This window comes from Kaistella yananensis (assembly GCF_026107505.2).
GTDB classification, from domain to species: domain Bacteria; phylum Bacteroidota; class Bacteroidia; order Flavobacteriales; family Weeksellaceae; genus Kaistella; species Kaistella yananensis.
Genome location: NZ_JAPCHZ010000009.1, coordinates 1 through 8,559 on the forward strand (window position 1 = coordinate 1; position 8,559 = coordinate 8,559).

Below are 8,559 nucleotides of genomic sequence, written 5' to 3' on the forward strand. Positions count from 1 at the left end.
CTTGTTTTCTCTAAGCTCTTCTACACTCTTTTTTTTGTTGCCATTTTACTGATTTTTAATTAGTTTTACAAAGTAACTAAATATAGCGCTGAGAAAGCTACCGAAGGTTTAGTTCAACAAGGTATTGCCAAAAGCGGGGCTGAACGACTTCGATTGGACATTTGTGCAAGGTTCAACATTCGTCCTTCGTTTGAACTTTTGCGCTAAAAATCCCCGCCTTCGGCAATACCCAAACCGTTGTACGCAATAGTATAAAAAATACCGCCTAAATTGACCAACAAATGAATAAATTGTTAATTTCTTTAATTTTACTGCTAAATTTTTCCTTTTTATTTGCGAAAAATGATTTAGAAAAAACGCGTGAAAAATTTAATAAGAACAAATCTGTAAGTTATGTTTTAACTGCATTTTATCCAAATCCCGATACTGACGAAGTAACAACCCTAAAAACATTTTACATCATTAACAATTATAACAGCAGTAATTTTGATTTTTATAGCAAAAGAGATAATACAGAAGAAATTTGGAAAAATGGAAATTATACAGAAATAAATAATTCTGAAAAAACTTTCTCGCAATTTGAATTTAAGAAAAATCAAGCGAATGCAATAAAAAACTCAAGATTAGTTCAATATGGTCCTACTTTTCTCCTGAAAAATAATTGGAAATATGAAAACGACATTTTAATAAACGGCGTAAACTATTCTCGCTATTCATTTATAGAAAGTGTGAGAAAATACGAAGAAAAAACAATCAAAGTTGAGTTTAATATTTTCATTTCGCCAAAAAACTTAATTTCAAAACTTGAAAGAAAAAGTTATGTTGATGACAAACTTGGGCAAAGAGTAACTTTTGATTATTCAGATTACAAATTTTCAAAAAAAGAGATAAATTTTAATTCTCCTCCGCAAGAGAAATATGCTCTAAAATATTTTGAAAGAAGCAATGTAAATCCGTTAAAAGTTTCAACTAAAGCACCGAGTTTTGTTATCCAAGACATTGAAAATAACGAAATTTCCGATAAAAATTTTATAGATAAAAATACTTTGTTACTTTTCTCGGGAACAAATTGTGGTGCGTCGATAGAAATTTCAAATTTCATAAATAACGAAAACTTTAAATTGTCAAATAACCTACATCTTATAAATTTTTACGCTACAGACAGTAAAGACATTGTAAATAAATTCTTTAAAAATAGAAAATCAAATTTCCCGATTATTGCTGACCAAGCAGAAATCGAAAAGAAATATCAAGTTTCGGGTTATCCTGTTTTATATTTAGTAGATGAAAAAGGAATAATAACTAAATCGCTTCAAGGTTTGGAACCAATAATGGAATATTTAAAATCTGAAAAAAGTGAATAAAACTACTGCGTACAACATGGGTTTTGCAAGATGCGGGGGTTGAATATATACTTTGAAAATTCAGTTAAGAATACCCGCAAAAAACTTTTCCATTTTTTAGTTTTTTTGTAATTTTAAAAAATGGAAAAATTTTTTGCTAGCGTTCGGTCACCTCTCGAAATCTCGGTTGCAGTAGCCCGCCCTTCGCAAATACTTTTTCCGTTATCGGTAATTCCTCTACTCGAAAACGAAGTTGTTTTTAGCCGCTAACGAGATAAAGTCTGTACTTCATATTACTATCTTAAATTCTTTATTCTTATCTTAGTAATCGCTCCTTGAAAAGACCGGTTTAAGCAATGGTGTTTAAAAACCCGTCTGCAATTCAGGTAAGATTGCACAAAAGTCTTTGGTAGTAATACTTCAGACGGTGTTAGTTTTTAATGGTGAGTCTGCCAAAAGCAGATATCCCGATCAGAATAATTTCAAATTTAGCAAAGTGCAATCCTTGGAGTTTTTATTGGTTTAATTTAAAAAATTAAGACATGGAAATTAAGAAGCAGATTTCACTCGAAGTGGTACATCCCAATGCGTGTGGAATAGACATTGGCAGCCGTAGCCACTGGGCAGCTGTAGGGCAAAATGCGGAGGATGTAAAAGAATTTGGGGTGTACAGCCAAGATCAGCTCGAGATGTGTAACTGGCTACACTCAAAAGGTGTTACCTCCATTGCAATGGAATCCACCGGAACTTACTGGCAAAACCTATTTTCCACTTTGGTGGGCCAGGGTTTTGAGGTGATTTTGGTGAATGGCAGACAAACCAAAAACATCAAAGGAAAAAAGACCGACATTAAAGATTGTCAGTGGATACAGAAACTGCATTCTCTCGGGCTTTTGAGTGCCAGTTTTTTGCCAGATTCGGACACGGATACTGTACGGACCTATTCCAGACACCGGCAGAATCTGCTGAAGCAATCCGCATCATGCGTCAGGAGAATTCAAAAATACCTTCGGTTGATGAATATGCGGTTAGAAGTTGTGGTAAGGGATATAGTCGGTCTTACAGGATCTTGCATTATTGAAGCTTTTCTAAACGGAGAGTACAAGGGAGAGGACTTGGCAAAACTCCGTCATTATAATTGCCGGAAATCAGAGGAAGAAATTGCAAAAGCCCTGCAATTTAACGGTCGTAAAGATTATCTTTTTGCTTTGCAACAGGAGTGGAACTCCTATAAACACCTTCAACAGCAAATCACAGAGACAGATTTACAAATTGATCAACTGCTGAAAGAACTCATCGATAAAGACGACCATAAGAAACAGCATACCATTGAAAAAAAAAGCACAAGCGAAAAAACAAAAATGCGGTAAGCCAAACGGATATGAATTTAATTGCTTACCAATACTTCGAAGGTGTAGATCTGATGGCTATTGAAGGGGTAAGTGAGGGATTGATTATGACCCTTATTGCTGAAATCGGATTAGACGGTATTAGGAAATTCCCCACTGCTAAACAGTTCACGGCCTGGCTTAGGCTTGCGCCAAACAACAAGATAAGCGGAGGCAAGGTGCTGTCCCACCACATCCCGAAAGGAAGTTCAAGGCTCAAGATTGCCTTTCGAAACACTGCCAATGCCATCGGTAATCTCAAAGAAGGCTGGCTCGCAGACTTTTTCAAAAGGTTGAACTACAAGAAAGGAAGAGCAACTGCTGTCTCTGCACTGGCCCGCAAACTTGCCGTCATCATCTGGAACATGCTTGTGAAAGGGCAAAGCTACCAACCACCTTCACTATATCTATTCCTCGACGAGAAAAGAAAAATTGCTGCAGCCAAAAGAATTCAAAAACAAATCACTAAATTTGGATTGACTGACAGAGATATTGAAATCACAAAATACTGATTATCAATATTAAAATTTAACGTTAGTCAGAATGCTTGAAAAGCGACTACCAAATTGAAAACAGTAAATATTTTTGCTATCTTTACCGAAAAAAAATGACTTTCACTTCGAACCAACTACGAGATTTTTCTACACTTTTTTCGAGAAGTGAAGTAAATCGTTGGCTAAAAGGTGATTTTCAATCTATTGATATTAAACTTGAAAGGTATAATCTTACTGAAAAAAATAAAGGAAACTCATATCTAAAATTCCTTCGAAACGCATATCATATTCTTGAAGAAAACTATCCAAATGAATATGTTTTAAAAAATGAGTTTTTAAATAAATGGTTAAAAAATGAGTTAGGAACTAACAATTCAGTCATTTTTAATGAATTCAGAATAGGTAAAGCTATTGCTGATTTAGCAATGTTTAATGGAGTTTCTAAAGTGTTTGAAATTAAAACTATTTTAGATAAAGAATATAGATTATCAAATCAAATTCTAGAATATAAAAAGATTTTCAATGAAGTGTACATAATTGTACCTGATGTTTTTTTGTCTAAATATTCAAACTATGATGATTCAGTTGGTATAATTACTTTTGATTCCACTTTCAAAAATTTTAAAATTATCCAAAAAGCTGAAAGAATTAATCATATAAATTCAAACACTTTAATGGAAGTTCTTCATACAAAAGAATATTTAGAAATTTCAACAAAATATTATGGACAGCTTCCGGAAATTAATTCATTCAATCAATTCGAAATCTGCAAGGAACTTATATCAAAAATTCCGCAAAATGAATTGAATAATTTATTCCTTACTACAATGAAAAAACGAAATATAAATAATCAATTTTTCAATAAGGTGAATAATGAATTCAATCAGATATGTCTTTCTTTGAATTTAAAAAAGCAGGAAAGAGATAACCTAATTAATAGTTTAAAAACAAATACTATTTAGATTATGTATTTCCCATATTTAAGAGCAAGACAATTTGAATTGATTAGTTTACGTGAACTTGTTAATGAAGATAAGTTACAAAATATTACTCCTGTATTAGAGCCTGTAAAAGAAAGTTTTAATAATCTGAACTTAGCCCATAAAATTTTCCAAGAGAAAGACTTTTATGCTTATTTTATTGTCAACCCGTTTAAAGGGGAAAAATTGGGAGATACAGAATTCTTTTTAACCTACCTTTCCGAGTTAGAAAACAGAAGATTTTTACCAGCTTTTCATTACTCAGACAATGCAGAATATATCATTTCTAGCATAGAAAAATACAACTTAGATAATTGTCTTATAGTTTGTCTTGACAATTTTTCTGATGAAGAAAGTTTAAAATCCCTATATTCAAACGAAAAGGTTAGTAAAATAATGCTTTTAGAACCACACAAATATAGAAGTTTGGACAGAAGCTTAAAAAGTATAGATAAATTTTACATAAGATTAGATGATGTATTTGAAAAGCAACAAAAAAATGCAGACTTTCTAAATATTCCAGCACATAAATTTTCAGAAGAACATTTATATTATAATCAAGATGGTTATCAAGCTTTTGCTGACTTCACTACATTACCAAGTGAATTTGTGGAAGGAGGTAGTACTCCAAGAGCAGTTGTAATACATCTTACTTATTTAAACGCTGATTTAGAAAATCAAATTTGGATAAGACATTTTACATCTACTGATGTAGACTCAATAGCAAACGTACAAGGAAAATTTGCACAAGCAGCACTAAAAGCTGTAGATTTTTGTGATAACTTACCTTTATTAAACTCCGCCACAAATGAATTAAAAAAATATTTGGAAGAAGGAAGATATCCAGGATTAGGAACAGTTAAAAAAGTTTCTATTAAAAATCATTTACTAATTATAAGTGACTTTTTAAATTAGTATTATGCAGTTTGTTTGTAAAAATTGTTTTTCAGATAAAGAACTAATTGGTTTTATAATATCTCAAGGCAAGTCTGGAAATTGTGATTGTTGTAAAAGCCTAGAGGTTGAAACTATTGAACTAGTAGAATTATTAGATTTTTTCAAAGAGTTATTTGATAATTTCCAAATAAAGCAAGACGGTGATAAAAGCCTAATTTCATTAATTCAAGGGAATTGGAACCTGTTTAGTAGCTTGGATTGTGGTAATAAAATATTAAACGAAGCACTAAATCAAACAGATTCAATTATTAACAATTCAGAAGAAGTAGTCGATTTTAGTGATGAGATTCTTGAAAATATAAATTACTGGTCTATTTTAAAAGAACAATTAAAATGGGAAAAAAGATATTTCACAAACATAGAGACTTTAACAGAGGATTTAGGTTGGGATAGCTTTTTTGAAAGTAAGACTATAATAAATGATGATGAAACATATTATAGGGCGAGATTACACCAAAATTCAAATGAGGATATTTACCCTATAGATAAAATGTCGTCTCCTCCTCCACAATATGCTTCTGCTGGTCGTGCTAATCCAATTGGAATACCTTATCTGTATTTAAGTGATAATGAAGAAACTATCCTATACGAAGTTAGAGCATCATATTTAGATGAAATTTCAGTCGCTGTCTTTACTAAAAATGAAGAATACCAAAATGAAATAATAATTTCCGATTTTACTGAAGCTCCTACTTTATATCATCCAACAGAAATCAATAAAAAAATTAAGTCTACATTATTGAAAAAGTTGATTAGTAGAGATTTATCAAAACCAATGAGAAGATATGATTCTGAATTAGATTATATTCCTACACAGTTTATTTGTGAATTTATCAAAACATTTACGAATGTTCAAGGAATTAAATTTAGAAGTTCTCTTCATAATACGGGTTCTAATTTAGTCCTTTTTAACCAAGAAACGATGAAATGTAGAAACGTAAAAAAAGTACAAATTTCAAAAATAAATATAAAAGCAAAAAATCTATAAAAGCACTACCGATAACATATTATATGTCAAAAAACAAGCAATATTTTGAATTTTTTCATGCCGCAAATTGTTGTGTTTTCACGTAGGGAGTCCCACGCTCGATGACCGCAAAAATCCGGTTGACGAGTTTGAATTTAACGTTGTTTAGCGCCAACATTTTCGGTTTTCCTTCCGCCTGTTTTCGCTCGTAGTAGAGCTTCAGCTCGTGGTCGTACATTATTGCCGTCAGTGAAAGCAGGTGCAGTATCGACTTCATCTTTTTGTCGGCAAAGGGGCTCACCCTGCTTTTCCCCCGGATGCTGGTTCCCGATGTTCTCCCGAATGGCGCTATTCCGCAGTAGCACGCATATTTTCTCGCATTCCTGAACCGCAGAAATCCCTTCGTGGTGAGCAGCAGATAAAGCGTTCCGATTTCTCCGACTCCCGGTATGCTGCGCAACAGCTCCTGTTTAGCGTTAAGGTCTTCATCGCTCCTGACGAGTTTGCTTATTGCCAGTTCCAGGGTTTTCAACTGGGATTTCAGGAACGTTACCGTCTTTCTGTTGGCGGATTTCACGCTCCTGTAGACTTCCTTTCCCAAGAATTCCTCGCCCTCCGAAGTGCGCTCGAAACTTTTTATCGCGGCGATGAGCTTTTCGCGTTCCGCATTCATGAGGTAAGTTGCTGGTAGATGATCTCGGGAACTTCCGAGAGTTGGATCTTGTCCTCGTTGCGCATCGCGTATTTGGCGATCTCCTGCGCATCTATCGTGTCGCTCTTGCCTCTGGAAAGACCTCTGGAACGCTTGATCTCGATTGCGGGGACTTCCGCATAGTTCCAACCGTTCCCGCACAGGAACACCGCCAGAATAGTGGAGTAGATTCCGGTATGCTCGAAGACCACGAGTGTGTCCTCTATCATCAGTCCTTCCTTTGAAAACGCTGCAAATAGCGTCTGCAGAGACTTTTTCTCATTGGCGACGCTTCCTCTCTTTACCGTGTCTCTTTCCGGAATCAGGAGGCAGTAGTCCAAGGTGTTTTTGGAGACGTCGAAACCCAGGTAGTTTTTGTAATTTTTCATATCTTTATTTTTTGAAAGGTGGTTGAATGGTTTTAAAATCTTTAGTAGTTCTTGTCTAATATTCTATTTGAAACATCAGTTCAACCTTTATGCAAAACAGAGTACTGATATGTTAGTTAAATCTGATTTAATTTACAGGGTTTTTTAGGTCACTCTGTTTTGCTTTCTAAAGGTATATATTTTATGGATGCAAAGTAAAGATGGGTTTTGCAAGATGCGGGATTGAAGGAAATCTCAGAAATATTCTAGAAAATACCCGCAAAAAACCATTTCATTTTTTTTTGTAAATTTGAAAAAATGAAAATGGTTTTTGCTAGAGATTGGTTCTCCTCCCGACTTTCGGTTTACAGTAGCCCGCACCTCGCAAAGCCCCTTTCCGTTAGCGGCAACCTTATCAAAACTGCGACCAACAAAGAAAGAATGGAAAATATCGACATTGAAAAAATCACAATAAATGACCTTGACCAATTACAAAAAATTGGACGACAAACTTTTCACGAAACATTTTCAGAAAGTAACACTGAAGAAAATATGGAAAATTATTTAGAAAATGGTTTTTCGGCTGACAAATTAGAAGCTGAACTTAATGACGAAAACGCAGAATTTTATTTTGCGAAAATTGAAGAAAAAATAATTGGATATTTAAAACTGAACTTCGGACAATCTCAAACCGAACTAAAAGACGACAAAGCTATAGAAATTGAAAGAATTTATGTTCTCAAAGAATTTCACGGAAAAAAAGTTGGCCAAATTCTATATGACAAAGCAATCGAAATAGCCAAAAACAAAAATGCGGATTATGTTTGGTTAGGAGTTTGGGAAGAAAATCCGAGAGCAATAAATTTTTATAAGAAAAATGGTTTTGTAGAGTTTGACAAACATATTTTCAAACTTGGCGAAGACGAACAAACGGACATTATGATGAAACTAAAACTAACAAACTGAAACAAAGGCAGCCGCTAACATATTCTATGACAAAAAGCAAACAAAAAGTGATAAAATTATGCTGCAAATTTATGCAGGTTCACAAAGCTTGTTTCTCGCGCAATAACGGCAAAAATTCTGTACAACATTTTGCATTTAATATTGTTTAGAACCAGCATGGTGTGTTTTCCCTCTTCTTTTTTCCGGCGGTAATATGCTTTGAGTTCAGAATCATATTTTATTGCAGTGAGTGCGGCCATATGCAGTAGCGATTTCATCTTTTTATCCGCCAGATGGCTGACCCTGCTTTTCCCCTTGACGCTCGTTCCGGAGGTGTGTTCGAAGGGTACCACTCCCGAATAACAGGCAAATTTCCGTCCGTTTGTAAATGCTGTAAATCCTTTCGTGACCATCAAAAGATAGACT

10 protein-coding genes are annotated in these 8,559 nt (G+C 34.1%); 7 read left to right on the forward strand and 3 right to left on the reverse strand.

From position 1 onward, the window contains the following. Positions 1–281 precede the first annotated feature (281 nt). From OK344_RS13265 to OK344_RS13290, 6 genes are all read left to right on the forward strand, one after another. Positions 282–1,364, forward strand: coding sequence for a TlpA family protein disulfide reductase (locus OK344_RS13265; protein WP_265145208.1), 1,083 nt, complete (start codon positions 282–284; stop codon positions 1,362–1,364). Between the two features lie 521 nt (positions 1,365–1,885). Then, complete coding sequence (locus tag OK344_RS13270) at positions 1,886–2,713, forward strand: IS110 family transposase (protein WP_265145209.1); 828 nt, start codon at positions 1,886–1,888, stop codon at positions 2,711–2,713. Positions 2,714–2,724: 11 nt separating this feature from the next. Next, complete coding sequence (locus OK344_RS13275) at positions 2,725–3,243, forward strand: transposase (RefSeq protein WP_228388391.1); 519 nt, start codon at positions 2,725–2,727, stop codon at positions 3,241–3,243. Between the two features lie 95 nt (positions 3,244–3,338). After that, positions 3,339–4,187 (forward strand): sce7726 family protein, encoded by an 849-nt coding sequence (locus tag OK344_RS13280; RefSeq protein ID WP_265145210.1) that lies wholly within the window; start codon positions 3,339–3,341, stop codon positions 4,185–4,187. A gap of 3 nt (positions 4,188–4,190) precedes the next feature. Then, complete coding sequence (locus OK344_RS13285; RefSeq protein WP_265145211.1) at positions 4,191–5,120, forward strand: sce7725 family protein; 930 nt, start codon at positions 4,191–4,193, stop codon at positions 5,118–5,120. A 4-nt stretch (positions 5,121–5,124) separates the two neighbouring features. After that, positions 5,125–6,150, forward strand: a complete 1,026-nt coding sequence (locus OK344_RS13290; protein WP_265145212.1) for an RES family NAD+ phosphorylase — start codon at positions 5,125–5,127, stop codon at positions 6,148–6,150. Positions 6,151–6,205: 55 nt separating this feature from the next. Here OK344_RS13290 and OK344_RS13295 read toward each other — a convergent pair whose 3' ends face one another. Together OK344_RS13295 and OK344_RS13300 are read right to left on the reverse strand one after the other, a co-directional pair. Then, a complete protein-coding gene (locus OK344_RS13295; RefSeq protein ID WP_265145213.1) occupies positions 6,206–6,802 on the reverse strand; it encodes a transposase in 597 nt (198 codons plus the stop codon). Further along, complete coding sequence (locus OK344_RS13300) at positions 6,799–7,209, reverse strand: IS110 family transposase (RefSeq protein ID WP_265145214.1); 411 nt, start codon at positions 7,207–7,209, stop codon at positions 6,799–6,801. Before OK344_RS13300 ends, OK344_RS13295 begins: the two co-directional genes overlap by 4 nt. A 420-nt stretch (positions 7,210–7,629) precedes the next feature. Here OK344_RS13300 and OK344_RS13305 point away from each other — a divergent pair, with 420 nt between their 5' ends. Next, on the forward strand, positions 7,630–8,154 hold the full coding sequence (locus OK344_RS13305; RefSeq protein WP_265145215.1) for a GNAT family N-acetyltransferase: 525 nt from the start codon (positions 7,630–7,632) through the stop codon (positions 8,152–8,154). Between the two features lie 56 nt (positions 8,155–8,210). Here the strand turns inward: OK344_RS13305 and OK344_RS13310 are convergent. Then, positions 8,211–8,559 (reverse strand): transposase (locus OK344_RS13310; RefSeq protein ID WP_265145216.1); only part of this gene is annotated, 349 nt, incomplete at its 5' end.